This is a genomic window from Plesiocystis pacifica SIR-1 (genome assembly GCF_000170895.1).
Classification (GTDB): domain Bacteria; phylum Myxococcota_A; class Polyangia; order Nannocystales; family Nannocystaceae; genus Plesiocystis; species Plesiocystis pacifica.
The window spans coordinates 21,885-45,786 of the sequence record NZ_ABCS01000041.1; the positions used below are offsets into that span (position 1 = coordinate 21,885).

Annotated in this window: 17 protein-coding genes; 4 read left to right on the plus strand and 13 right to left on the minus strand. The window is 70.3% G+C overall.

Translation table 11 applies throughout. The annotated features are described in order from the left end of the window. Positions 1-51: 51 nt before the first annotated feature. The 3 genes from PPSIR1_RS20720 to PPSIR1_RS43335 all read right to left on the minus strand — a co-directional run bounded on the left by PPSIR1_RS20720 (position 52) and on the right by PPSIR1_RS43335 (position 4,724). A complete protein-coding gene (locus tag PPSIR1_RS20720) occupies positions 52-3,843 on the minus strand; it encodes a hydantoinase B/oxoprolinase family protein (protein ID WP_006973102.1) in 3,792 nt (1,263 codons plus the stop codon). Positions 3,844-3,868: 25 nt separating this feature from the next. Further along, positions 3,869-4,105, minus strand: a complete 237-nt coding sequence (locus tag PPSIR1_RS20725) for a hypothetical protein (protein ID WP_006973103.1) — start codon at positions 4,103-4,105, stop codon at positions 3,869-3,871. 100 nt (positions 4,106-4,205) lie between these two features. Continuing rightward, entirely contained in the window at positions 4,206-4,724 is a 519-nt protein-coding gene (locus tag PPSIR1_RS43335; RefSeq protein WP_006973104.1) for a PaaI family thioesterase, read from the minus strand. Positions 4,725-4,786: 62 nt separating this feature from the next. On the opposite strand from PPSIR1_RS43335, the gene PPSIR1_RS20735 reads away from it, so the two are divergent. Then, positions 4,787-5,674 carry a LysR family transcriptional regulator gene (locus PPSIR1_RS20735; protein WP_198154566.1) on the plus strand — a complete coding sequence of 296 codons (888 nt, stop codon included), beginning with the start codon at positions 4,787-4,789 and terminating at the stop codon, positions 5,672-5,674. Between the two features lie 66 nt (positions 5,675-5,740). Beyond that, positions 5,741-5,950: a DUF5518 domain-containing protein gene (locus tag PPSIR1_RS49450; protein WP_198154567.1), complete on the plus strand. Its 210-nt coding sequence runs from the start codon at positions 5,741-5,743 to the stop codon at positions 5,948-5,950. A gap of 37 nt (positions 5,951-5,987) precedes the next feature. Here PPSIR1_RS49450 and PPSIR1_RS20740 read toward each other — a convergent pair whose 3' ends face one another. Then, positions 5,988-6,959: an NHL repeat-containing protein gene (locus PPSIR1_RS20740; RefSeq protein WP_006973107.1), complete on the minus strand. Its 972-nt coding sequence runs from the start codon at positions 6,957-6,959 to the stop codon at positions 5,988-5,990. Positions 6,960-7,712: 753 nt separating this feature from the next. On the opposite strand from PPSIR1_RS20740, the gene PPSIR1_RS20750 reads away from it, so the two are divergent. Beyond that, positions 7,713-8,486, plus strand: a complete 774-nt coding sequence (locus PPSIR1_RS20750; protein ID WP_045116425.1) for an arginyltransferase — start codon at positions 7,713-7,715, stop codon at positions 8,484-8,486. A gap of 3 nt (positions 8,487-8,489) precedes the next feature. On the opposite strand, the gene PPSIR1_RS20755 is transcribed toward PPSIR1_RS20750, so the two are convergent. The 8 genes from PPSIR1_RS20755 to PPSIR1_RS20790 form a co-directional block, all read right to left on the minus strand. Further along, a complete protein-coding gene (locus PPSIR1_RS20755) occupies positions 8,490-9,683 on the minus strand; it encodes an SMP-30/gluconolactonase/LRE family protein (protein ID WP_006973110.1) in 1,194 nt (397 codons plus the stop codon). A gap of 5 nt (positions 9,684-9,688) precedes the next feature. After that, positions 9,689-10,621 (minus strand): hypothetical protein, encoded by a 933-nt coding sequence (locus PPSIR1_RS20760; RefSeq protein WP_006973111.1) that lies wholly within the window; start codon positions 10,619-10,621, stop codon positions 9,689-9,691. Continuing rightward, the gene (locus PPSIR1_RS20765; protein ID WP_006973112.1) at positions 10,621-11,724 is read right to left on the minus strand and encodes a vWA domain-containing protein; all 1,104 of its coding nucleotides are present in this window, start codon (positions 11,722-11,724) and stop codon (positions 10,621-10,623) included. The genes PPSIR1_RS20760 and PPSIR1_RS20765 overlap by 1 nt, the downstream gene beginning before the upstream one ends. 220 nt (positions 11,725-11,944) lie before the next feature. Then, on the minus strand, positions 11,945-12,631 hold the full coding sequence (locus PPSIR1_RS20770) for a hypothetical protein (protein ID WP_006973113.1): 687 nt from the start codon (positions 12,629-12,631) through the stop codon (positions 11,945-11,947). Between the two features lie 383 nt (positions 12,632-13,014). Continuing rightward, positions 13,015-14,853 (minus strand): TRAP transporter large permease, encoded by a 1,839-nt coding sequence (locus PPSIR1_RS20775; protein WP_006973114.1) that lies wholly within the window; start codon positions 14,851-14,853, stop codon positions 13,015-13,017. Then, positions 14,850-15,899: a TRAP transporter small permease gene (locus PPSIR1_RS20780; RefSeq protein WP_006973115.1), complete on the minus strand. Its 1,050-nt coding sequence runs from the start codon at positions 15,897-15,899 to the stop codon at positions 14,850-14,852. The genes PPSIR1_RS20775 and PPSIR1_RS20780 overlap by 4 nt, the downstream gene beginning before the upstream one ends. A 176-nt stretch (positions 15,900-16,075) precedes the next feature. Beyond that, the gene (locus PPSIR1_RS20785) at positions 16,076-17,140 is read right to left on the minus strand and encodes a TRAP transporter substrate-binding protein (protein ID WP_086001545.1); all 1,065 of its coding nucleotides are present in this window, start codon (positions 17,138-17,140) and stop codon (positions 16,076-16,078) included. A gap of 234 nt (positions 17,141-17,374) precedes the next feature. Next, positions 17,375-18,343, minus strand: a complete 969-nt coding sequence (locus tag PPSIR1_RS20790; RefSeq protein WP_006973118.1) for a TRAP transporter TatT component family protein — start codon at positions 18,341-18,343, stop codon at positions 17,375-17,377. 153 nt (positions 18,344-18,496) lie between these two features. Between PPSIR1_RS20790 and PPSIR1_RS20795 the strand changes: the two genes are divergently transcribed. Beyond that, on the plus strand, positions 18,497-19,762 hold the full coding sequence (locus PPSIR1_RS20795; protein WP_157595767.1) for a DUF5690 family protein: 1,266 nt from the start codon (positions 18,497-18,499) through the stop codon (positions 19,760-19,762). Positions 19,763-20,475: 713 nt separating this feature from the next. Here the strand turns inward: PPSIR1_RS20795 and PPSIR1_RS20800 are convergent. Beyond that, on the minus strand, positions 20,476-23,625 hold the full coding sequence (locus tag PPSIR1_RS20800) for a serine/threonine-protein kinase (RefSeq protein ID WP_006973120.1): 3,150 nt from the start codon (positions 23,623-23,625) through the stop codon (positions 20,476-20,478). Positions 23,626-23,902: the final 277 nt, after the last annotated feature.

A 23,902-nucleotide genomic window follows, 5' to 3' on the forward strand; every position in this document is an offset into this window, starting at 1 on the left:
CCGGCGGCGCTGGACAGGCGCTGTTGACCGACGCCCCAGTGGCCGTTTTTGCTACGCGTTCTCCGGCTCTTCTTGAGTTTTTGTGCGCTCGATTGAGCTCGCTTCGGGGCTGCCCCAACCACCGCCGCCTGGTGTCTCGAGCACGAAGCGATCGCCCGCCTCGACCCGGGCGCGATCCGTGAACGCGAGGGCCTGACGGGCGCCGCCTTCGCGCTCGATCCATGCGCGACCTGGCGCGCCGGCTCGTCCGCCGTCGACCCCGTAGGGCCCCGTCGCCCGCCGATTGGCGAGGATGATCAGCTCCATCGCGTCGAGGAAGCGGAGCCGTCGTCGGACCCCGTCGCCGCCGCGCTGCCGGCCCGCGCCGCCCGAGCCCCGGCGGATCTCGAAGGCCTCGACGAGCACGGGGTAGCGCTGCTCGAGGATCTCGACGTCGGTCAGCCTCGAGTTGGTCATGTGGGTGTGCACGGCGTCGGTGCCGGGGAAGGTCGGCCCTGCGCCCGAGCCCCCGCAGACTGTCTCGTAGTACTGGTAGTCGGCGTTGCCAAAGGTCAGGTTGTTCATGGTCCCCTGGCTCGCCGCCATCACCCCGAGGGCGCCGAACAGGGCGTCGCACACGGCCTGGGAGGTCTCGACGTTGCCGGCGACGACGGCCGCGGGGTAGCGCGGGTGCAACATGCAGCCCTCGGGGACGACGAGCTCGATGGGATCGAGACAACCCTCGTTGAGGGGGATGTCGGCGTCGACGAGGGTGCGGAACACGTAGAGGACGGCGGCCTGGCAGACCGCGAGGGGGGCGTTGAAGTTGTTGGGGCGTTGGGCGCTCGTGCCCGTGAAGTCGACGCGGGCCCGGGCCCCGCCCTCGCGGCGGGGCTCGATGGTGATCGCCACGGCGATCTGGCTGCCGTCGTCCATGGCTTGGCGAAAGCGCAGGGTCTGCGCCTCGCGGTCGACGAGGCGGGCGAGGGCCTGGCCCACGGCCGCGGCGGCGTTGCGGCGGACATGACCCATGTAGGCGCGGACCAGCGGCAGGGTCCAGCGCGCCACGCAGGCCTCGAGCTCCCGGGCGCCCTCGACGTTGGCGGCGAGCTGGGCCTCGAGGTCGGCGAGGTTTTGCGTGGGATCGCGGGCCGGCCACGGCCCGGCGCCGAGGCGCTCGAGCAGGGCTTCGCGGCGCAGCTGGCCCGGGGCGAGGGCGCCGTCGACGAGCAGGAAGCCGTCGAAGAGCACGCCCTCCTCGTCGACGTGGCGGCTGTGCGCGGGCATCGAGCCCGGCGAGATGCCGCCGATGTCCGCGTGGTGTCCCCGGCTGGCGACGAAGAAGTCGGGCTTGGCCGGCGTGTCTGCGCCCTCGTTGGTAGAGGCGTCGATGAACACCGGCGAGATCAGGGTGACGTCGGGGAGGTGCGTGCCGCCGTTGTAGGGCGCGTTGACGACGTAGACGTCGCCCGGGTGGAGCGGGCGGGGGCGCTCGCTGTGGGTGATCACGGCGCGCACGCTCGCGCCCATGGACCCGAGGTGCACGGGCATGTGCGGGGCGTTGGCGATCAGCATGCCCTCGCCGTCGAACACGGCGCAGGAGAAGTCGAGGCGCTCTTTGATGTTGACCGAGTGGGCCGTGTTGCGCAGCGTCGCGCCCATGCGCTCGGCGATGGAGCCGAACAGGTTGTTGAACACCTCGAGGCGCACGGGGTCGGGGCGGCGCAGCTCGGCCTCGGTGTCCGCGGACGCGGCGAGGCGCGCGAAAGGGTGGGCGCGGGTCAGGCGGAGGTGCCCGGTGTCGAGCACGGCCGCGGTCCACCCGGGCTCGACGATGGTCGTGCCCGTGGCCTCGGCGATGATCGCCGGCCCGGGGAGCTCGCGGCCCGGAGCGAGCGCCTCGCGGGCGAGGACCGGGGCTCGGACGCGCTCGCCCGCGGTCCACAGCTCGACCCACTCTCGGGGCGCGGCGAGGTTCGGCTCATGGGGCGCGGCGCGGCCGTCGGTCTCGAGGGCGTCGACGCGGTGCCCCGGGGCGACCGCCTCGATCACGAGGGCGTCGACGATCACCGCCTCGGTGGCCAGCGCGAAGCCGTAGCGCTGGCGGTGCTCTCGCTCGAAGCTCGCGCGCATGGTCGCGGCCGCGTCCTGGGTCGGGGACCAGTCCACGCGCAGGGGCCGATCGCTCCCGGCGTAGCGCAGCATCAGCCCGCGCTCGAGCTCGATGGTCCCCGGCTCCACGCCCTGGTCCACGAGCTGCGCCTGGGCCTGCTCGGCGAGCTCGGCCAAGGTCGCGGAGAGCTCGGCCAGGGTCTCGGGCCGCGCGTCGAGGGCCACCCCCGCCGAGCGCTCGCGCATCGCCCGGAGGTCGGCCAGGCCCATGCCGTAGGCCGAGAGCACCCCCGCGAAGGGGTGGATCAGCACGGTGCGCATGTCGAGGGCCTCGGCGACCAGGCAGGCGTGCTGCCCCCCGGCGCCGCCGAAGCAACACAGGGCGTGGTGCTCGAGGTCGTGGCCGCGCTCGATCGAGATCTTCTTGATCGCCCCGGCCATGCTCGCCACGGCGATCTCGATGAGGCCGGTGGCGAGGCGCTCGGGGCTGGGCGGGGCCTCGCCGGTGTCCGCGGCGACGGCTTGGGCGAGCGCGGCGAAGCGCTCGCGGACGACCTCGGCGTCGATGGGCTGGTCGCCGCCCGGTCCAAACACGGCGGGGAAGCGGCGGGGCTGGAGCTTGCCCACCATCACGTTGCAGTCGGTGATCGTCAGCGGCCCGCCGCGGCGGTAGCAGGCTGGGCCCGGGACGGCGCCGGCGGACTCCGGGCCCACGCGCAGGCGGCCGTGCTCGAAGCGGCAGATCGAGCCCCCGCCGGCGGCGACGGTGTGGATCTCGAGCATGGGCGCGCGCACGCGGACGCCGGCGACCTCGGTCTCGAAGCTGCGCTCGAGCTGACCGGCGTAGTGGGCGACGTCCGTGGACGTCCCGCCCATGTCGAAGCCGACGATGCGCGCGTGCTTGGCCTGGGCGCTCGTGGCCACGGCCCCGACGATGCCCCCGGCGGGCCCGGACAAGATCGCGTCCTTGCCCCGGAAGCTGCGCGCGTGGGTCAGGCCGCCGTTGGACTGCATGAACAACAGCCCGCCGTCGAGGGCCCCGAGGGCGGCCGAGACCTGCTCGACGTAGCGGCGCAGCACCGGCGAGAGGTAGGCGTCGACGACGGTCGTGTCGCCGCGCCCGACGAGCTTGGCGAGGGGGCTGACCTCGTGGCTGACGCTGATCTGGGAAAAGCCCATGGCCGCGGCGAGCTCGGCCACGGCCCGCTCGTGGGCGCCGAAGCGCCAGCCGTGCACGAGCACGATCGCCACGGCCTCGATGCCGGCGGCGCGGGCCGGGGCCAGGGCGGCGCGGACCTGGTCGGGGTCGAGGGGGCGCAGCACCTGCCCGCGGGCGTCGACGCGCTCGGCGATCTCGGCGACGGCGGTGTGCAGCAAGCTCGGCAGGACGATGTGGCGGTCGAAGAGGCGCGGCCGGTGCTGGTCGCCGATGCGCAGCACGTCGGCGAAGCCCTCGGTGATCGCCAGCACCGTCGGCGTGCCCGCGCGCTCGAGCAGGGCGTTGGTCGCCACCGTCGTGCCCATCTTGACCGAGGCGATGGTCCCGGGCGCGATGGCCTGGTCCGGATCACGCAGGCCGAGGAGCTCGCGGATCCCCGCCACGGCCGCGTCGCGGTAGCGCTCGGGGTTGGCGGACAGCAGCTTGTGGGTGTGCAGCCGCCCCTTCGGATCGCGGGCGACGATGTCCGTGAAGGTCCCCCCGCGGTCGATCCAAAATTCCCAGCCAGCTGGGCTGCCCTCGTGCTCCGCCATCGGGCCGCGAGCATACGTCAGGGGGCTAGCCAGAACGAGCTCTGCCCGACCCTCCGACCACCTTGGTCGCCGTGGAGGAGCTGCGCCCTCCCTGCCCCACGTCCCCGACTCGGAACTTGCTGGCGTTCTCGGCGATGAAGTCGATGGGGCGCGGGGCGTAGTCGAAGCTGGGGTCGAGCTCGCGCAGCTCCTCGAGCAAGGTCAGCGGCTTCCACCCGTTCATGGTGGCCGCGGCGTAGACGAGGAGCTCGGGCTCCGACATGGGCCGACCCTAGCAGCCGCCCACGGGTTCAGCGCCAGCTGAGTCCGTGGACGATGCTTTCGTGGATCATGGGTCCCGGCGCGGCCGGGGTGGGGGACTGCTAGCTGTCTCGGTCGTTCGGGTTGTCTGGGCCGTCCTCGATCTCGACCTCGGACTCCGCGGCCTCGGCCGCGGCCTGCAGGCGCTCCGACAGACCCTCGACGGCGTAGAGGTTGAAGGTGCCCACGGCGAAGGCCACCCGCTCACCGGTGTCGGCGTCCTCGGCCGCGCCGCTGATGACCAGCAGGGAGCGGCCGGCGGACTGCACCGTCGTCGAGGTCACCAGGGTCTGGCCGACCCGAGCCGGGCGCAGGAAGTTGACCTTGAGCTCCACGGTGCTCGTCGACAGCCCCAGGGGGACGGCGTGGCTCAGCGCGCGCATGCCCAGGGCCGAGTCGAGCAGGGTGGTCAGCGATCCGCCGTGGGCGGTCATCGGCGCCCCGGAGTGGCGCTGGGTGATCGCCATGCGGCAGCGCAGCTCCCCGTCGGGCCCGCGCTCCATGTCGATGCCCAGGGTGCTCAGCAGGCCGCCCATGCGCCGGAGGTTCTCGAACACGGTGGTGACCAGCGCATCGCTCATGACCTGGATGTAGCTCGGCTTTGATGCTGCGAGAATGGACTATTCTAGGACTTCCATGTTGCATGGATGGACACTCAATGCTCGATGACCGCGCGATCTTCGCCATCTTGGCCGAAGCCGGGAGCTTCGCCGGGGCGGCGCGGCAGCTGGGCGTGGCCCGATCGACGGTCATGCGCCGCCTCGACGCCCTCGAGTCCGAGCTCGGCCTGCGCCTGGTCCAGCGCGCCGGCCGACGGCTGGTGCTCACCGAGGCCGGGCGCGGCTACGCCGAGGCCTTGCGCGGGGTCTTGCGCGAGCTCGAGCGCGTGGAGAACGAGCTGCGCAGCGAGGAGGCGACGCCCTCGGGGAAGCTGCGGGTGTGGCTGCCCATCCTGGGCACGAGCGCGGCCCTGGCCCCGGCGGTGGCGAGCTTCATGGACGCCCACCCGGCGGTCGTCGTGCACCTCGAGCTCGGCCGAGACGTCCGCCACCTCGAGCTCGGAGCCTTCGATCTCGCGCTCCAGTTCGGCTTTCGCATCAACACCGAGCTCGCCGCGCGGACGCTGATGCGCGACCGGATGATCCTCGTGGCCAGCAGCGCCTACGTCCGCGCGCACGGCCTGCCGCGCAGCGTCGAGGCGCTCCGGCATCACCGGGCCGTGCACGCCCGGGACGTCGAGGGCAAGCGGATTCACTGGCGCGATCCCTCGGGCGCTCGCGTCCCCATGCCGCCGGCGAGCGTCGAGGTCAACTCCGTCGGCTTCGCCTTCCAGCTCGCGCGGGCGGGCGCGGGGGTGGTCTGGGCGCCCTCGCTGCTCGCCGCTCCAGGGCTCGAGTCGGGCGAGCTCGTCCACCTGTGCCCGGAGTGTTGGACTGAGGAGCCAGTCAACTTTGTTTATCTGCCAGATCCGACCGTCACGACGCGGGCTTTCCTCGATCACATGGTCGCGTGGTTCCGAGCACGTGGATGATACCGCGATCTGCGCTCGACTCAGCCCCGCGCTCCCTGGTAGAAGCCGGACTGGAGGAAAACGAGCATGCCGCAAATTATCGGACTCATCATCGCTGGTGCCATCGCTGGCTGGGTTTACAAGGACTCGCAGGAGAAGGGCATGGACAACGGTGTCCTCTTCGCCGTGTTGACCTTCTTCATCCTCATCATCGGCCTGCCGGTCTACTTCATCGCGCGCAGCAAGCACATGAAGGCCATGGAGGCCGGCGGCGGCGGCGGTCAGCTCCCCGGCTGATCGTTGTGTTGGCCTGCCCTGGCGAGCTCGCTGACCGCTACTCGCCGGGGTAGCGCTGAGCCTTCAAGGGCTCGGCAATTCGAAATACGGCCCGCTCTTCGTTGCACAAGAGCAGGCCCTGCGCGTCCCAGCTGAGCGCTTCGATCTGCCTGACGTAGCTCGGGTCGAGGGTGATGCGGTGGCTGGGTGCGAGCAATTTGGCTTCGAGCTGCGCCTCGAGCTCGGCGGGCGAGAGCTCGGGACCGGGAGCGTCGAAGATGGAGATGGCCTCGTAGCTGAGCACCGCCCACTTGCTCCCGTCGGGGCTGACGTCGGCCGCCGTCGCGCGCCCGGGCCACTCGCTGCGCGGGATCCCGTCTCCGAGCTCGAGGCCCAGGTCGTGACGCCCGAGGAGCTCGAGGGCCACGTCGTCCACGTCCTCCGCGCTGGTCACCGCGTCGGTCGGGAAGCGGTAGAGCTTGGTGACGTAGTCGCGCCGGCTCTTGCTCCACAGCCACAGCGTCCCGCCCCACCACATCATCGACTCCGAGTCGAACGCGTGGTCGCGGCGCCCGAACTCGGTCTGGTCGGGGTAGCGGTAGCCGACGCTGAGGTCGACCTTGGCGATGGACTCGGGGTCCGAGGGATCGGGCTCGGGCAGGCGGTGGACCTCGAGGTCCCGGCGCTCGCCCTCGTTGTTGCCGATGTCGCCGAGCCACAGGTTGCCCGCGTCGTCGAGGGCGATGTCCTCCCAGTCCACGTTCTGCGCGCCCTTGACCTGGTAGCGCGCGAGCAGCTGGCCGCCCTCGTCGATCGCAAACAGCACGTTGCCGTTGCCCGAGTCGCCGTGGGTCCAGTACACGCCCGCGTGCTCGCGGCTGGCGACGAGGCCCGAGGGCTCGCGCACGCGCTTGTCGATGGCCACGCCCGTGGGCGAGGGGCGGGCGCAGGCGAGGGGCGCGAGGGCGAGGACGAGCAGGGCCGCGGGCGCGAGCGAAGTCAGACCGATGGAGGGCGCGCTTTTGGGCACGGCGGGAGTTTACGACGGGGAGTCGCCCTGGCCAGCGATGCCCAGCGATGCCCCGCTGCGCGGCGGCGGGGCATCGCTCGAAGGCGATGCCGCGACGCGCTTCACTCTTGGGTCTGGGCCTGATGCTCAGCGTGGTCTCGACCCCGGCCTGCGCCCGCTCCGTCAGCCCGATCCTGCCGCCCTCGTCCCTGGTCGACGTGCTCGGCCGGGGCGCCGACGTGCCCCTCGAGGCCTACGTCGATCTGGTCCGCGCCGCCGTCGAGGTCCAGGGCTGGGTCATCGATCGCAGCGAGGACGAGCGCGCGCTCGGACGGGTCGCGCACACGACGATGTGGGTGTCGAGGACGCGCGAGGGCCCGGAGACCCGCGTCGAGGTGCGCCTCGATCTGCGCGACGGCATGTACCCGATCATCACGACCTCGAGTCAGGGCCTCTCGCGGGAGGACGAGGACTGGGTGTTGAAGCTCGACGAGGCGATCCGTGAGGCCCTGGGCATCGACTACATGCAATCGGGCGACGCCGAGGCCCCGTGCCCTGGTCGGGCTGACCGTGGTGAGCCCAGGCGCCCGCGGGTGACGCTTCCTGGGGTGTCGGCGCCGTTGGGTTCGCTCGCCACACCCGGCTGGGGTCGACAGGGCAGCCACGCGAACGCGCACCCGGCCATGCGAACAGCGCGGGCCTCTCCGCCGGGGGTGCGTGGGCTGCGAGATGCGGGGGCAGGCGGGCGTCGACGTGCTACGGTGATCCCGTTCCATGAGCGTCGGCACGAGACGACCGCGGCTGCTCGACGGCCAACCGCCCGAGTTGCTCGTCTACGACGAGGACACGAACTGCCCCTACCTGCCGGGCCGCGTCGCGCACCTGCCGATGCGCCTGCCCACGCGGGTGCTGACCGCGGCCGAGTTCTCCGAGCGCCTGCACTCCGGCGACCGCCGCCAGGGCCTGGTGCTCTACCGTCCCAAGTGCCCGAGCTGCCGGGCTTGTGAGGCCATTCGCCTGGACGTCGAGCGCTTTCGGCCCAACAAGACCCAGCGCCGCGTCCATCGCCGGGGCCGGCGCCTGCTCGAGGTCGCCGTCGGGCGCACGCGCTTGAGCCCCGAGAAGATCGAGCTCTACAACCGCCACAAGATCGGCCGCTCGCTCATGGGCGAGGGCGACCCCATCGACGAGATTGGCTACGGGGCCTTCCTCGTCGACACCTGCACCGACAGCTTCGAGCTGCGCTACTTCCTCGACGGCCGCCTCGTCGGCGTGGCCATCGTCGACCAGGGCAGCGACGCCCTCTCGGCCGTCTACACCTACTTCGACCCGGACCTCAGCCCCCTCAGCCCCGGCGTGTTCTCGATCATGGAGCAGGTCGAGCTGTGCAGGGAGCGAGGCCTGCGTTGGCTCTACCTCGGCCTCTACGTCGCCGAGTGCTCGTCGATGGCCTACAAGGCCCTGTACCTCCCGCACCAGCGCCTCGTCGACGGCGAGTGGGTCGAGTACGACCGCGACGCCGACGGCGAGGTCGCGCGGGTGGAGTAGGGCTCAGTAAGGAAAGCCCGGGATGTCCAGCTCGGCCGCGTAGACCCCGACCTGGTTGAGGGTCGTCGCGTAGAGCGTCGTCATGTCGGGCCCGCCGAAGGCCACGTTGGTGACCTCGGGCAAGCTCAGCTGGCCGTGGATCTGCTCGGCGGGGGTCACCACGAGGACCTGGCCGCTGGTGGTCAGGTAGAGGTTGCCCGCGCAGTCCTTGGTCATGCCGTCGAAGCCTCCGCCGAAGATCCCGTTGACCTGGCTGCCCGCGCCCGTGGAGCCGTCGGCGTTGACGGGGTAGGCGAACACGCCGTTGGTCCCGGCGACGTAGACGGTGCCCTCGTCGAGGGACAGCACGATGCCGTTGGGCTTTTGGACCTCCGGGGCGAAGGCGACCGCGCCCTGGCCGGGGAGCACGTAGTAGGCCCGCTCCGCGGCTTGGGGGTTGGGGTTGGGCGACTGCCAGTCGGGGTCGGTGAAGTAGAGGACGTCGGCGCTGCTGATCACCAGGTCGTTGGGCGAGTTGAAGCGCACGCCCTCGTACTCGCTGACCCAGGGGGTCGGCGGCGCGGCGAGGTCGTCGAGGGTGTAGGTCGAGACGCTGCCGTCTTCGTGGCGCGCGGCCACGAGCTCGCCCTGGTTGCCGAGGGCCAGGCCGTTGGAGCCCGCGGTCGCGAGGATCTCGACGAGGGCGCCGCCGTCGAGGCGCAGCAGCCGGGACTTGGGCGGCGGCCCGCCGCCGGCGATGTGCGAGAGGTGCAGGGCGCCGCCGATCCACACCGGCCCCTCGAGGATCTGGAAGCCCTCGGCGTAGCCGTCGTCGGGCGGGGTGGCGACGAGCTGGAAGCTGACCCCGTCGAGGTTGGGGAGCGTCCCGGCGAGGCCCTCGGGGCAGGCCTCGAGGGGGCTCCCGCCGGAGCTCTCCTCGCTCGACTCGGTGTCGGCGTTGGTGGTCTCGGCGTCCGTGCTCGTGGTGCCCGCGTCGTCCGTGCCGGCCGTCGTGCCCGAGTCGGTGTCGGTGTCGGTCGTGCCGGCGGAGGTGCCCGCCGAGGTCGTCGAGTCCTCCGTCGAGTTGCCGCCGTCGACGGTCGCGATGGCCTCGTCGGTGCCCGAGTCCCCCTCGGGCTCGGAGCAGGCGAGGGCGGCCATCGAGGTGAGGGGCGCGAGCAGGGCGAGGAGGGTGGTGGTCGTAGATGCGCGGCGCATGGCGATCAGCCCCCGCAGCCTACCCGCTGCGTCGACACCGAGAGGTCGTCGATGAGCAGGCCGTCGAATTGGCCGCTGTAGCTCTGCATGCCGACCTTGAGGTAGCCGACGGTGAAGTTGCCGAGCACGCTCTGCTTGGGCTGGCTGTGCACGAGGTAGTCGAGGGCCTCGCCGTCGAGGTACATCTGGCTCTCGAGGCTGTCGTTGCCCTGGACCACCGAGACCTCGAGGCACATCCAGGTCTCGGCCTCGGGCACGACGCCGGTGCAGCCGGTGTACTCGCCGCCCGGGCCCTGGGTCGCGCCGAGCTCGAGGCCGGCATAGATCGCGCCCTGGTTGTTGCACGAGTTGTCCCCGCGGTAGCCGATGCGCAGCTCGGGGTCGTCGGCGTCGGGGTTCTCGCCGAGCTCGAAGAAGGTGACCTCGTGCTCCATGCCCGGGGCGCTGCCCTGGATGCGCACGTGGGCCGTGACCCAGAAGCTGTCGAGGGTCCCGAGCTCGTAGTGCAGGGGGCAGCTGTTGTTCGCGCTGCTGCTGGCCCCGGAGGTTGCGAGGGCCCCGTCGACGACGCCCAGGCTGTAGTTGGGGTCGGAGCAGCTCTTGGGCAGCCACGTGCCCCCGGACGGGACCCCGTCTTCGAAGTCCTCGCACAAGATGTCGGCGTCTTGGCAGCCGCTCGCGGACCCGGTGGTCTCCGCCTCGCTCGAGGACTCCTCGGCGTCGGAGCTGTCGCTCGAGCTGCTCGAGCCCTCGGTGCTCGACTCCGTCGACTCCCCGGACTCGGAGCTGGACTCGGCCTCGTCCGTGCCCGTGTCCAGGCCGGCGTCGAGGGTGTCGAGGCCCGAGTCGCCGCTGGCGAAGGGGTTGTCGCCCTCGCCCTCCGTGCAGGCGCCGGCTACGGCCAGGCCCGCGATCAAGATCCACGCGCGCTTCGCCATCAGGGGATCTCCACGGCGCCGCACGGCCAGGACGCGTCGAGGGTGTGCAGCTCGCCGTCCCCGAGGGTGTCGCAGGCCTCGCCGAGGAGCTGCAGGGTCGACTCGTCGATCAGCACCCAGTCCTCGTTGCAGATCAGCGGCTCGCCGTCGAGGAGCACCTCGCCCTCGCAGGCGAGTTCGAGGTCGACGATGCCCTCGAGGGTGAACTCGCAGCCGATGAAGCCGTTGATCACGGCCTCGAAGGCGGACACGAGCTCGGCGGGGTTGAGGGTCTTGTAGAAGGGGGCGTTCTCGACGGCGCCCTGGGTCGGCAGGCCCACGCCGGCGTTGGCGAGCTCTTGCAGGTGGGCGTCCGTGACCTGGTTGCCGACGCTGATCACGAAGGTGCGGATGCCGTCGTCGAAGGCGGCCTGGGTCGCCTCGAGGGACAGCGGCTGGCCCTCCTGGGGGTCCGGCACCGCGCAGGTGTCGGGCTCGCCGTCCGTCGCCAGCACGATGATCTTGGGGCCGTCCTCGGGGAAGGCCGCGAGGGTCTCGGCCACGGCCTTGATCGAGTCACCGGTCGGGGTGTCGTCGAGGGGCATGGCCGAGGCGAAGGTCGCCGCGAGCGAGGCGTGGTTGCCGAAGCTGGGCGCGAACTCGGTGATCAGCGGGCACTCCCCGCCGAAGCTGCCGTTCATGCTCGAGTAGAGCGCGAGGCCGAAGCGGACCTGGTCCTCGAGCGGCTTGACCACGCCGTTGACCGGATCGAAGAGGGTGTTCTCGAGGGCCACCCAGCGCGGCTGACCGCCGAAGTCGTCCCACATGCTGCCGGACTGATCGACGAGCAGGACGACGGTCGGGGTCGTCGGCGAGGTGTCGACCTCGACGTTGGCGCAGTCCGTCGTCGCGCCCTCGGCGGTCGGCTGCGACTCCTCTCCAGGCAGGTCGAAGTACATCGGCGTCGTGGTCGAGCCGTCGTCCCCGGCCTCGTCCTCGGTGGCCCCGCCGTCGGTGGTGATCGACGAGGCCTCGTCGTTGGCCGAGAAGGGGTTGCCCCCGTCGTCGTCATCCTTGGCGCAGGCGGACAGCCCACACAGCGAGAGGGAGACGCACAGCGCCACCCCCCCAAGCTTCGAGTTGGTCCCCGAGTTCGTCGAATTCGCGTGTCGCATGGTGGCGCCCAGTCGGTGGGTAGGCTCGTCGACGCCGCAACACCCAGGCCGCGCAGACGAGAGCGAGCGCTCCCACCCGGGCCCGAGACGAGGGACGTCGCCCCTGCTGTGGCGATGTGTCGCTGGGGGTGGATGAATCTTTTTCCCGGCTCGGCCGGCCAGGAGCTGGCTAGTTCAGCGGGCGGCGCTCGAGCTCGACGCAGGCCTCGACGGCGCCCATGTAGCTGTGGGCCATCCGGGCGGCGAGCTGGGCCCAGGAGCGGGCGCGCTGCGAGTTGGAACGTTGTCCCAGGACCTGAGCCAGCCTCGCCTCGCGGGCCACGATGCGGGCCGTGCTCCCGGTGGCGCGGGCCTGCATGAAGCGGCGCCCGGACTCGTTGGCGCCGAGCTTGCGCTGATAGGCGTGGAACACCGTGGCACCGAGGGCGCGGTCGAGGTAGGCGAGCTCGAGGTCGATGGCCAGGACGATGGCGGGCTCTTGCCGGGCTGGGACGAGCCGGCGCAGGCGCATGTGCTCGTCGACGCGGCGGTCGCGGTGGACGAAGGCCGGCTCGTCGAAATAGCACCGGAGCTCGCGCAGATCCGTGGCCAAGGCGCCGCGCAGGGACTGCTCGAGCTCGGCGATCTCGCGCAAGTCCTGGGCGGAGTCCGCGTCGCTGCAGTACTTCGAGCTGATGCGCAGCCAGTGGGGGATGCGGCGCAGGGGCCCCTCGTGGAGCTCGAGGAAGGCGCGCATGAAGGCCAGGGACTGGCCAGGGGTGCGCAGCCTGTCCGCGAGCTGGGCCGCGCGCTCACCGGTCTGGTGGCGCGAAGCTCCAGTGATGGACAGGTATCCACTTTCGACGAGCGTCAGCATGGGTCGTACCGAAGGGTCGAAGACCAATGTGTACATCTCCATCATGCGCATCGAGCGAAAATAATCAAGAGTGATTTCCGTGCAGCTGTAATTGTGTCTGGGGGAGTCGGGAGCCAGAAGACACCCGACCGCTACCTTTTTCGTCTGAACGGTCAGTAAGCGACCAATTGGACAGTTGGGGTGAGAGGGGAAAAGTGCGGCTTTCAGTATTGTTGTAATTTTGTGCTTTGGTCTTCCGGACAGTCCCAATGTGGGAATCTATATACTTTTGTCTCAGGAGAGGCGAGGAAGGTTACCAAAATGATGGCCATGAAAGAGCGCGACCCTCCGCCAGTCGAGCTGGCCGAGGGTCGCGCTGCCGAGCGGGGGAGGCCTGGAGCCGCCTATTCGTCGGTGTCGGGGTCGGCGGGGACCATGTTGAGCCCGCTGCCGTCGAACACGGGCTTTGGATCATCCGGATCGGCGTCCTCGTCCTCGTCCTCGTCGGGGTCCTGGGGGACCATGTTGAGGCCGCTGCTGTCGAACACGGGCTTCGGATCATCCTCGCCCGTGGCGTCGCCGCCCTCGTCCTCGTCGTCGTCGTCCCAGTCGTCGTCCTCGTCGTCCTGCTCGGCCATCATCTCGGCGATGGACTTGACCCGCTTGCCCTCGGGGCCAACGGACGGCGGCGGGGCGCCCATGTCACCGACCATGTCGCCGTCTTCGTCCTCACCCGCGGCGACCTCGGCGTTGCGCTGGGGAGGCTCCGGGAAGGGCTCGTAGAAGGGCTTGTCGCGCATGATCATGTTGACCGGCCCCATGGCGAAGCTCGGGACGTAGGTCACGCCGACCAGGCCGATGAGCATCAGGCCGATGAATGGGATCACGCCCTTGGCGATCTCGCCCAGCGGCGTTCGGAACACCGAGGAGGCCACGAACAGGTTGATGCCGATGGGCGGCGTCAGGTAGCCGATCTCGAGGTTGACGATGAAGATGATCCCCAGGTGCACGGGGTCGATGCCCAGCTCGGCGCCGATCGGGGCGAGCAGGGGGGCGATGATCAAGATGGCGCTGATGGAGTCCATGAGCGCGCCGACCAGCAGCAGGAACACGTTGACGATCAGCAGGAAGGTGATCGGCGTCAGGTTGCGGTCGAGGATCCACGCGACCACGCGCTGGGGGATGAGCTCCTCGACCAGGAAGGCGTTGAGGCCGAAGGCCAGCGCCATGATGATCAGGATCGTGCCCATGTTGACCACGGCCTCGGTGAGGATCCGCGGGATGTCGGAGGGGCCGATGTCGCGGTGGATCAGCAGCTCGACGATGAGCGCGTAGATCACCGAGACGGCGGCGGCCTCGGTCGGCGTGAACATGCCGGTGTAGATGCCGCCGAGGATGACCACCGGCAGGCTGATGGCCCAAAAGCCGTCGCGGAAGCGCTCGACGACGACCTTGAACTCGAAGGTCTCGCGCTCGACGTTGCGGGCGTTCAGGGGCGCGCGCAGGGCCATGAGGCCGCCGATGAGCAGGCCCGGGATGACGCCGGCGAGGAACAGCTCGGCGACGTCGATGGGCTGGGAGCTCGACGCCACGATGGCGTAGACGAGCATCGGGATGGACGGCGGGATCAGGATGCCGAGCGAGCCGCCCGAGGTGACCAGGCCCAAGCTAAAGCGCTTGTCGTAGCCGGCCTTGACCAGCTGCGGATACATCATCGAGCCGATCGCGATGACCGTGACCGGGCTCGAGCCCGAGATCGCCGCGAACACGACGCAGGACACGACGCTGGCGATGGCCAGGCCGCCGGGCATCCAGCCGACCAGGGCCCGGGCGAAGTCCACGAGGCGCTGGGCGATGCCGCCCTCGCTCATGATCGCGCCGCTGGCCACGAAGAAGGGGATGGCCAGGAGCACGTTCTTGCTCATCATGTCCGCCGCCTTGTCGGGCAGCAGATCGAGGGTCTCGAGGCCCTTGAAGTCCTCGCCCAGGAGCGCGAAGCAGAGCATGGCGAGGACGCCGATGATCACGAACAGGGGCATGCCCAGGGCGACCATCAGGGCCAGGGCGGCGAACAGCAGCAGCAGGCCCGTGCCCGTGCTGACCTTGGCGCCCTCGGTGATGAGGTCGTCGCCGCCGGCCATGGCGTTGATGGCGAGCAAGGCGACGAACAGGAACACACACAGGGCGCCGGCCTTGGCGGCGCGCTTGCGGGCTTGGATGCTGGGGGGCTCGAGGAGCTTCATGCCTGGTCCTCCTCCGCGGCCTCGTCAGCCGCGTCGGCCGAGTCGGCCTTGGAGTCGTCTGGAGCTCCGTCGAGCTCGGGGGGGTCGCCGGGGATGGTCTCGATGCTGGCCTCCTCGTCGGCGAAGGGGTCGTCCTTGGGCAGGTCGAGGTCGCGGAGCTCCGCGGGCGTGTCCTCGAGCTCCCCGCGGAACGCGAGCACGCCCAGACCGACGAAGCGGACGGCCATCAGCGAGTAGGCGATGGGCACGATCGTGAAGGTCATGAAGTAGGGGATGTCGATGCCGTCGTGGAGGCCGCCGAGGCCGTTGGCGATCTCGTACTCCTCGTGCTTGTTGAGGGCCCACTCGGCGGCGAGGTAGGCGAGCAGCAGGCAAAAGCCGGCGGTCAAGATGCCCGAGATGAGCCCGCTGACGCGTTGGATCCGCTCGGGCAGGGCGTGCTGCACGGCCTCGACCTTGAGGTGCAGGTTCTCGCTGGTGGCCATCGACGCGCCGACGAAGCTGACCCACAAGGTCAGGATCAGCGCGAAGGGCTGGGCCCAGTTCAGGCCCGTGGGGAAGCGGCCGCAGGCGAAGGGCAGCTTGCCCTCGACCTCGAGCTCGATGCAGGTCGCCTGCTCGATGTTGCCCGTGCCGAACAGGACCACGAGGACGCCGTAGGACACGGCCAGGGTCGCCGCGGTGTAGCCGAGGCAGTGCAGGTGCGGGCGCGGCTCACCGTGGATCTCGGCGTGGCTCTTGCCCGTCTCGTCGCCCCGGTTCCACAGCGGCCGGCGCGAGGCGGTGCGGAAGCCCAGGTAGAGCAGGACGCCGAGCAGGACGACGGCCAGCGGCCCCGAGATGCTCTGCAGCGTGTCCCAGGTCGCGGAGTCGCGCTCAGCCCCGATCAGGCGGGCGATCTTCTCGGCGAGGATGCTGTCGGGGTCGGCGTAGCGGCGGTAGACGACGGACGCGAACACCACGACCGACATCACCAGCAGCGACACCACCACGATCGCTCGCTCGGCCTGGAAGACCCAGTGATTGAGCTTCTTGATGAAGTCCACGGCTGTATCCTACAGAGGCTCCGGCCGACAGAACAGGCGTAGCGGTGGGCTGCAGCGCGTTTTCATGCGAGCGCGGCCCAGTCGGTGGCCCGGCGGACGCCCAAACGCGGGAGAGCCCGGCCCCCTGCGTGGGGATCCGGGCTCTCAGGCTCACGAACGAAGTTCGCGCTTGGCGATCAGAGGTGCTTGGTGATCGCCTTGTAGAAGCCGCTGCCGTACTTGTCGGTGAACTTCTTGTGGGTCGGCTTGGTGGCCTTCTTGAACGCCGCGAGCTCGCTCGAGGTCGACTCGTGCAGCGCGATGCCGGCGGCCCCGAAGTTGTCGAGGAGCTGCTGCTTGATGGCGCGGACCTTCTTGCGACCGTAGGCCGACTCCTCGTCCATGGTGCCGAGGATCGAGCGCTGGAAGGCCGGGTCGAGCTTCTCCCAGGTGCCCAGGTGCATGACGGCCATGGCGGGCTGGTAGCTGTGGCGGGTCAGCGTGAAGTGGGTGATGGCCTGGTACCAGGAGGCCGCGAAGGTGAACAGCGGGGTGTTGTCGAAGCCGCTGACGACGCCCGTCTGGAGGCTGGTCATGGCCTCGGTGACGGCGATCGGCACGGGCGAGGCCCCCAGGGCGCGCCAGGTGTTGAGGTGCACGTCGCCCTGCTGCGAGCGCATCTTCTTGCCCTTGAGGTCGCTGGTGCTCTTGACCGGACCGAAGTTGGTGCCGATGGAGCGGTGGCCGTTCTCCGAGAAGAACAGCAGCTTGAAGCCGGCCTTCTCGAGCATCTTCTCGACGTCGCCCTTGACGTGCTTGTCGAGGATGGCGTCGGCCTTCTTGAGGCTCGGGAACAGGTAGGGCAGCTCGAGGGCGGCGAGCTCGGGGATGATGCTCGCGAGCGCGGCGGAGGTGCCCGCCCACATCTGCAGGCCGCCCTTGCGCGTGCGGCTGACGGTGGACAGCTCGTCACCCGCCGCGCCGCCGAGCATGGCCTTGATCTTCACGCGGCCCTCGGTCTCGGTCTTGACCCGCTTTTTGATGCGCTTGAGGTGCTTGGTCCACGGGGTCCCGGGAGGCGCGACCGTCGCAAGCTTGAGGGTGATCTCCGCGTCACCGGCGAGGGCCTTGGGACGACCAATGAAAAAGGTCGAGACCGCGGCAGCGGACCCGACCATGAACTGGCGGCGGTTGGTCTCGAGAATTTTCTTGCTGTCCGTCATGAGCGCTGCGTTCGACGCGATGGGGGAGGGTTTCTTCATGGCCTCGAGGAGGGGTTCACCGCCGCGCTGGGATCGCGTCGGGGGGTGGATGTACGGGGGCGTTTGCGCGCGAGCGCAACTCCTCGAGGGGGGAACGGGGGTGTAGAGTCGCAAGGGGAGTTCGAGATCACGAACTCCAGAAGATTGGGGCGGGGCTCGGCGTGAGCCCCTTTTTCCGGCTATCCGCGCGTGAGTCTGCGGCGGGGTCGAGATCGGCCGGCCGGAGGCGCTGGCTCAGAACCAGTCCTCCTCGTCCTTCTTGGCCATGAGCTCCTTGGCCTTTTGCTGCTCGACGAGCATCTCGGGCTGGACCTCGACCGGAGCCGTGGTGATGTCGGCGTCGATGACCTCCTGAAGGAGGGTGTCGAACATGTCCTCGTCGTCGAGCTTCACCGACAGGTTCTCGGCCATGAGCACCTTGGTGCCGAGGAAGTAGGGCGAGATCTCGAGGGACTTGTCGTAGTGCTCGCGCGACTTGTCGAGGTCGCCGCCGGCGAAGGCGGGGGCGATGGCGTAGAAGGCCCCGAAGTAGCGGTGCGGTCCGCCGTGGTAGTAGTTCGGGTCGAGCTCGAGGGCCCGGGTCATGGTCGCCTTGATGTTGTCTTTTTGGCCCACGAGCACGCCGAAGCCGGACTCGCGCGCCCACTTGCCCAGGGCGGTGGCGTACCAGTACATGGCGGGCAGACCGTCGATGCCGACGACGGTGATGGCCTCGTAGAACTTGGCCTTGTTGCGCATCTGCTCCTCGAACTCGGGGGACGCGGCCACGAGCGCGCGCTCGCCCCACCACACGGCGCGGTCCATGTAGTCGAGGTAGGAGTCCTTGTCGCCGCGCATGTAGCTGTCGGCGGTGAAGTAGTAGGCGCGGGTCAAGGTCGCGAGGACCTCGATGTTCTCGGGCCCGGTCGAGACGTCGGCGCAGCGGTCCTTGGGGGTGTTGGTGCCGGCGGTGCAGCCGATCGCGGCCTCCCAGGCCACGATGGCCTCCAGAACCTTGTCCTTGCTCTCTGCGCGGGCATCCCAGGCGGCCTTGCCCGCCTCCATCGCGTTGCCACCGGCCGCGTCGGTGTTGGTCGAGCCGTCGGTGCTGGCGGGCTCGGGGGACTTGGAGCTCTCTTCCCACGCGGCGGTGCGCCCCTTACAGGCGCCGGCGAAGGTGAGTGCGATGGCAAGGGCGGCAAGCTCGATCGTGCGCTTCGTCATTGGGGGACAATCCTCGTCCGATCGGATAACCCGTCGGCGGGGTTGTGGTCAAAGGTAACCGTGCATGCAGATGAGCATGCGCTTGGGCCGCGGTTGTGCCAGGAAGGGATTTCTGGGCCAAACCCGGGGGTCTGCAGGGCTATCCTCCGCGGCGTGACGGGCACTCGCCGCGAGATCGACCCCCGTTTGTTGGCGCTGTGGGCCGTGGCGGCTGCGTTCACGGCCTACTTTTGCATGTATTCGTTCCGCAAGCCCTTCTCGGCGGCGAGCTTCGACGGGGAGGTGTTCGGCCTGCAGCTCAAGATCGCCCTGGCGCTGAGCCAGGTGCTCGGGTACGCGCTGTCGAAGTTCGTCGGGATCCGGGTGATCAGCGAGGCGCCGCCGGAGCGTCGGCCCTACTACCTGATCGGGCTGGTGGCCTTCGCGGAGCTGGCACTGGTGGCCTTTGGGCTGTTGCCGCCCGCGGGGAAGGTGGTCGCGATCTTCTTCAATGGGCTCCCGCTGGGGGCGGTGTGGGGGCTGGTGTTCGGCTTCCTCGAGGGGCGCAAGACGACGGAGCTGCTCGGGGCGGGGCTGTCGACCTCGTACATCGTGGCGGGGGGGATCACGAAGTCGGTGGGCCGCTGGTTGATGGACCAGGGCGTGTCGGAGTCGTGGATGCCGGCGGCGACGGGGGCCCTGTTCGCGCCGCTGTTTCTCGCGGCCGTGATCGCGCTGGCCAAGCTGCCGCCGCCGACGGAGGACGACGTGGCGCTGCGGGTGGAGCGGGAGCCGATGGACGCGGCGCAGCGGCGGGGCTTCTTCTTTCGCTTCGCGCCTGGGCTCATCGCGCTGACGGTGCTGTACGTGTTCTTGACGGCGTACCGGGACTTTCGGGGGACCTTCGACACGGAGATCTACGAGGCGCTGGGGGTGCTGGACGCGTCGGTGTTTGCGAAGACGGAGAGCTGGGTGGCGGCCTTCGTGCTGGCTCTGTTGGCGGCGATGTTCTTGATCCGGGACAACCGCAAGGCGTTGCTGGGGATCCACGCGTTGATGGCTGTCGGGGCGGTTTTGATCGCGGCGTCGACTCTGGCGATGAGTCTCGGGTGGATCGGGGGGGTGACGTGGATGATCCTCAACGGCATCGGGATGTATCTGGCCTACGTGCCCTATGGGTGCGTGTTGTTTGATCGGCTGATCGCGGCGACGGGTGTGGTCGCGACTTCGGTGTTCATGATCTATGTGACGGATGCGTTTGGGTATGTGGGGGTGATCGGGGTGATGCTGTTCAAGAACTTTGGGCAAGCCGAGCTGAGCTGGCTCGATTTCTTCGTGGGCTTTTCGTGGGTGACCGCGGGGGTGGCCTTGCTGGGCTTCGTGGTCAGCGGGCTCTACTTCGCGGGGGTGACTCGGGCGCCTCCGACGGCTCGGCGGTAATGGTTGGGCGCCCGGGGTGGGTGCTGCAGGCAGCGCGCGCGGGCCGTGGGGGCCCCGCAGCGAGACTGGGCTCCCTGGCGCGGGGGTCGTGGGTGGGGAGGTTGTCTTCGGTTGATCGTGAGGGGGCGGGGAGGTGGGGACCGGCCCTTTACGCTTACGCTGCGGGGCCCCCACGGCCCTTTTTGTGCGCGCACGGGTTTGTTGGGGGCTTTCTTGGGTTCTCAGGGGGGCGGTGGCTAGCGGGACATCGGAGAGGGCCGAACTGACGTCAGGATCTCTAGCTTTCGGGGTCGTCGAGTTTGTCGCGCTAGCAGGGCATCGGAGAAGTCATCGCGGCTCCTCGCGCCGTGGATTTTCGTCGAGATCGCGGAGCCAAAACGCCGCTGTGGTGGATCCCACCGCAAGTTTTGGCGACAAAGAGCTCGGCGAAAAGACCAAGCGAGGTGTCGTGAGGACTTCTCCGATGTCCTGCTAGTGGTTGGGTGTCCGGGGTGGGTGCTGCAGGCAGCGCGCGCGGGCCGTGGGGGCCCCGCAGCGAGACTGGGCTCCCTGGTGCGGGGGTCGTGGGTGGGGAGGTTGTCTTTGGTTGATCGTGAGGGGGCGGGGAGGTGGGGACCGGCCCTTTACGCCTACGCTGCGGGGCCCCCACGGCCCTTTTTGTGCGCGCTTGGGTTGGGTGGGGGCTTTCTCGCGTTCTCGGGGGATGCTGGGGGCTAGGGTTCCAGCGTGGCTCGCCAGGTGTCGAGTTCGGCGAGGGCCTGGGCCTCGGAAGGGCCCGCGTTTGCGTAGGTTTCGGCGGCGAGCGTGGCGAGCTCGGCTACGCGGGCGGCGGCGTGTTCGTCGGCTTTCCCGGCCTGGAGGGACTCCCACGAGGCGCGGGCTAGGGTCTCGCGGGCCCGGGCGAGCATGATCGGCTCGCCCTCGTTGGCCTCGCCGTGGGCGACGGCTTGCTCGAGCAGTTCCAGGGCCTTTGTCAGCTGGCCGCGCTGCCAGAGGGTCGTGCCCAGGCCGAGGTAGGAGTAGATGAAGTCGGGGTGTGTGGGCTCGAAGTTGCGCTGGCGTAGCTCGAGGCCGCGGCTGTAGTGGCGCTCGGCCTCGTCGAGGCGGCCGAGGTCGAGGCTGGCCTCGCCCAGGTTGTCGAGGGTGATCACCAGCTCGTGGTGCTCCGCGCCGAAGGTCTGCTCTTGGATGGCGAGGGCCCGCTCGAAGTGGGGCATGGCGTCCTCCGGCGCGCCCTGGTCCCAGATCGCGATGCCCAGGCCGAGCAGGGGGCTGACGATCGTCGGGTGCTCGGGGCCGAGGCTGGCCTCGAAGATCGCGACGGCGCGCTCGTGCTGGCGCTGGGCCTCGGCGTCCTGTCCGAGGGAGTGGAGGGTGTTGCCGAGGTTGGTCCGCGCGCCGGCGACTCGGGTGTGCTCGGGGCTGTAGGCTTTTTGCCATACGGCCAGCGAGCGCTCGTGGTAGCGGCGGGCGTCCTCGAGCTCGCCGAGGGCCTCGGCGGCGAGGCCCAGGCCGCTGAGCGCGGCACCCACCTGGGCGTGCTCGGGGCCGAGGGTGGCCTCGAACACCGCGAGGGCGCGGGCGTAGGCCTGGGCGCCCTCTTCGATCTTGCCCTCCATCATCGACACGGTCCCGAGGCTGGTGAGGCTCGCGCCGACGTTGGGGTGCTCGTGGCCGACGAGGGACTCCCAGCGCGCGAGGGCCTGCTCTTGGTAGCGGCGGGCCAGGCCGAACTCGCCCTGGCTGGTCGCGAAGCTGCCGAGGTTGGTCAGCGCCGTGGCCACGCTCGCGGACTCGAGGCCGCGCGCTTCGCTGAGCGCCACGGCCTCCTCGAGCAAGCTCCGCGCCCGCTCGAAGTCCCCGGCCCGGGTCTCCATGGAGCCGGTCTGCGAGAGGTAGACGATGCGCGTGCTCGCCTCGTTGGCCGCGCGCGAGAGGGGCTCGGCGTCCACGGCCCAGCGCCGGGCGTCGTCGTGGCGGTCGAGCTCGACCCCGACGATGTAGACCAGCCACGACGAGGCGCGCGCGGCCTCGTCGAGCATGCCCACGCCCAGGGCGAGCTGGTAGGCCCGGGTCAGCGCGGCCTCGGCCTCTTCGTAGTCGCCCTCGCCCCCGAGCAGGCGACCCTGGAGCAGCCAGGCCCTGGCCTCGAGGGGCGCGTAGCCCAGGGCCTTCGCCTCGCGGGTCAGGGGCTCGACGAGCGCTCGACCTTCGGCGTACTGCCCGGCGCGGTAGTGGATCTTGCCGTCGACCAGGGCCGCGCTCAGCTCCGCCACGCGCTGGGCGACGGCGGGGTCCTCCGGCGGCGGCAGCTCGGCGGTGAGCGCCTCCAGATCGGCGCAGCGCTCGAGCGCGGGCAGGCCCTTGGCTAGCTGCGCGGCCTTGGGGAGCACGGCCGCGTCGGCCTTGGCGAGGACGCCGACGGTGGCCTCGACGTGGCGCAGGCGCTCGTCGAGGCAGGCCATGCGCAGGTCGAGCAGGCTGTCCGACTGCTCGCCGCGCTGGGAGGCCTCGCAGGTCTCTCGCCGCGCGGCGACCCACTCGCCCGTGTAGGCGTCCAGGCTGCTCTGGACCTTGGCCCAGGCGCTGTCGGAGTAGGGCAGCTCCGTCGCCGCCATGGCCTCGCGGACCTCGGCCTTTCGCGCGGCGTCCCAGACCCCGAAGAGCTCGTCCTCGAAGCCCGCGCAGGCTCGGGGGGGCTGGCTGGTCGCGGCCCCGCGCTCGCTCGCGGCGACGGCCAGGGCGCCCCCGAGGCCGCCGAGCGAGGCCACGAGCGCGAGGCCCGTGGCCCAGCGGCGCCGACGGAGGGCCGGATCGTCGGCGAGGGCCTCGAGCAGCGCGTCCATCGACGGCCAGCGCGCGTCGGGGTCGGCCGCGAGGCCGCGGATCACCACCGCGCGCACCCAAGCCGGGACCGAGGTCCCCGCGGGCGGCGGCTCGACGTCGCCCTTGCGCATCGCGCTGAGCATGGCGCCGATGGTCCCGCCGCTGTAGGGCCGGTAGCCGTAGAGGGCCTCGTGCAGGGCGACGCAGAAGGCGAACTGATCGCTGCGCAGATCGGCGTGGCCTTCGAACTGCTCCGGCGACATGTAGGCCGGGGTCCCGAGCAAGGCCCCGGTGCGCGTCATGGGCGTGCCGAGGGCCGAGGGGAAGGGCAGGCTGTCGAGCTTCCGGGGGTCGGCGTCGACGGTGTTGAGGTGCTCCTCGGGGCGGGCGAGGCCGAAGTCCATGACCCGCACGCGGCCGTCGTCGCCGAGCATCACGTTCTCGGGCTTGAAGTCGCGGTGGACCAGGCCCGCGGCGTGCGCTGCGGCCAGCCCCTCGCCGGCCTGGGTGAAGGGGCGCAGGACCGCGCGCCACGGGTGAGGGGTCTCGCCGGCCGTGCGCATCCACGCCCGCAGTGTCTGGCCCGAGACCATCTCCATGGCCACGAACAGGCGCCCTTCGTGGACGTCGACGTCGTGCACGGCGACGACGTGGGGGTGGCTGAGCTGGGCGAGCGCCTGGGCCTCTCGCTCGAGCCGCTTGCGCCCCGCTTCGCTGCCCTGGGCGAGGAGCAGCTTGAGCGCGACCTTGCGATCGAGCTTGGGGTCGTAGGCCGAGTAGACCACCCCCATCGCGCCGGCTCCGAGGACGTCGACGACCAGGTAGCGGCCGATGCGTTCGGGCGTGTCCTCGCGGGTCGAGGTGAGGCCTCCGCCCGAGGGCAGCGTATCCTCGCTCAGGGTCGGGCGGGCGGCTCTGCTCCCGCTCGCCTGCGCGTCGTCGAGGCTCAGGGTCTCGCCGGTCTCCAGCGAGGTCCAGCCGGCGCTCGGCTCGGTCTGCTTCCCAACGGCGTGGGGTCGTGGTCGACGCGCGGACACTCGGCCACGCTAGCGAAGAGCGAGGCGCGAGTGCGCGCCTCGTGGAGCCTTGGGCCCGCGCTGTGGGGGGACCGAGGCCAACCCTGGCTGGGAGGTCGGCGCGGAAGGGACTGCACCAAGAGACACGCCGCGGATGAAGGGATCACGGCGTCGCCGTGCCAGAGTCGAACGATGCAGGAGTCTCCCGCCAAGCTCGCCGAGGAGTACCGTCGTCAGCTTGGCTGGCGCAGCTGGGACGACGCCTTTGTTCGCCTGCCGCCCCTGGAGGGGGCCGAGC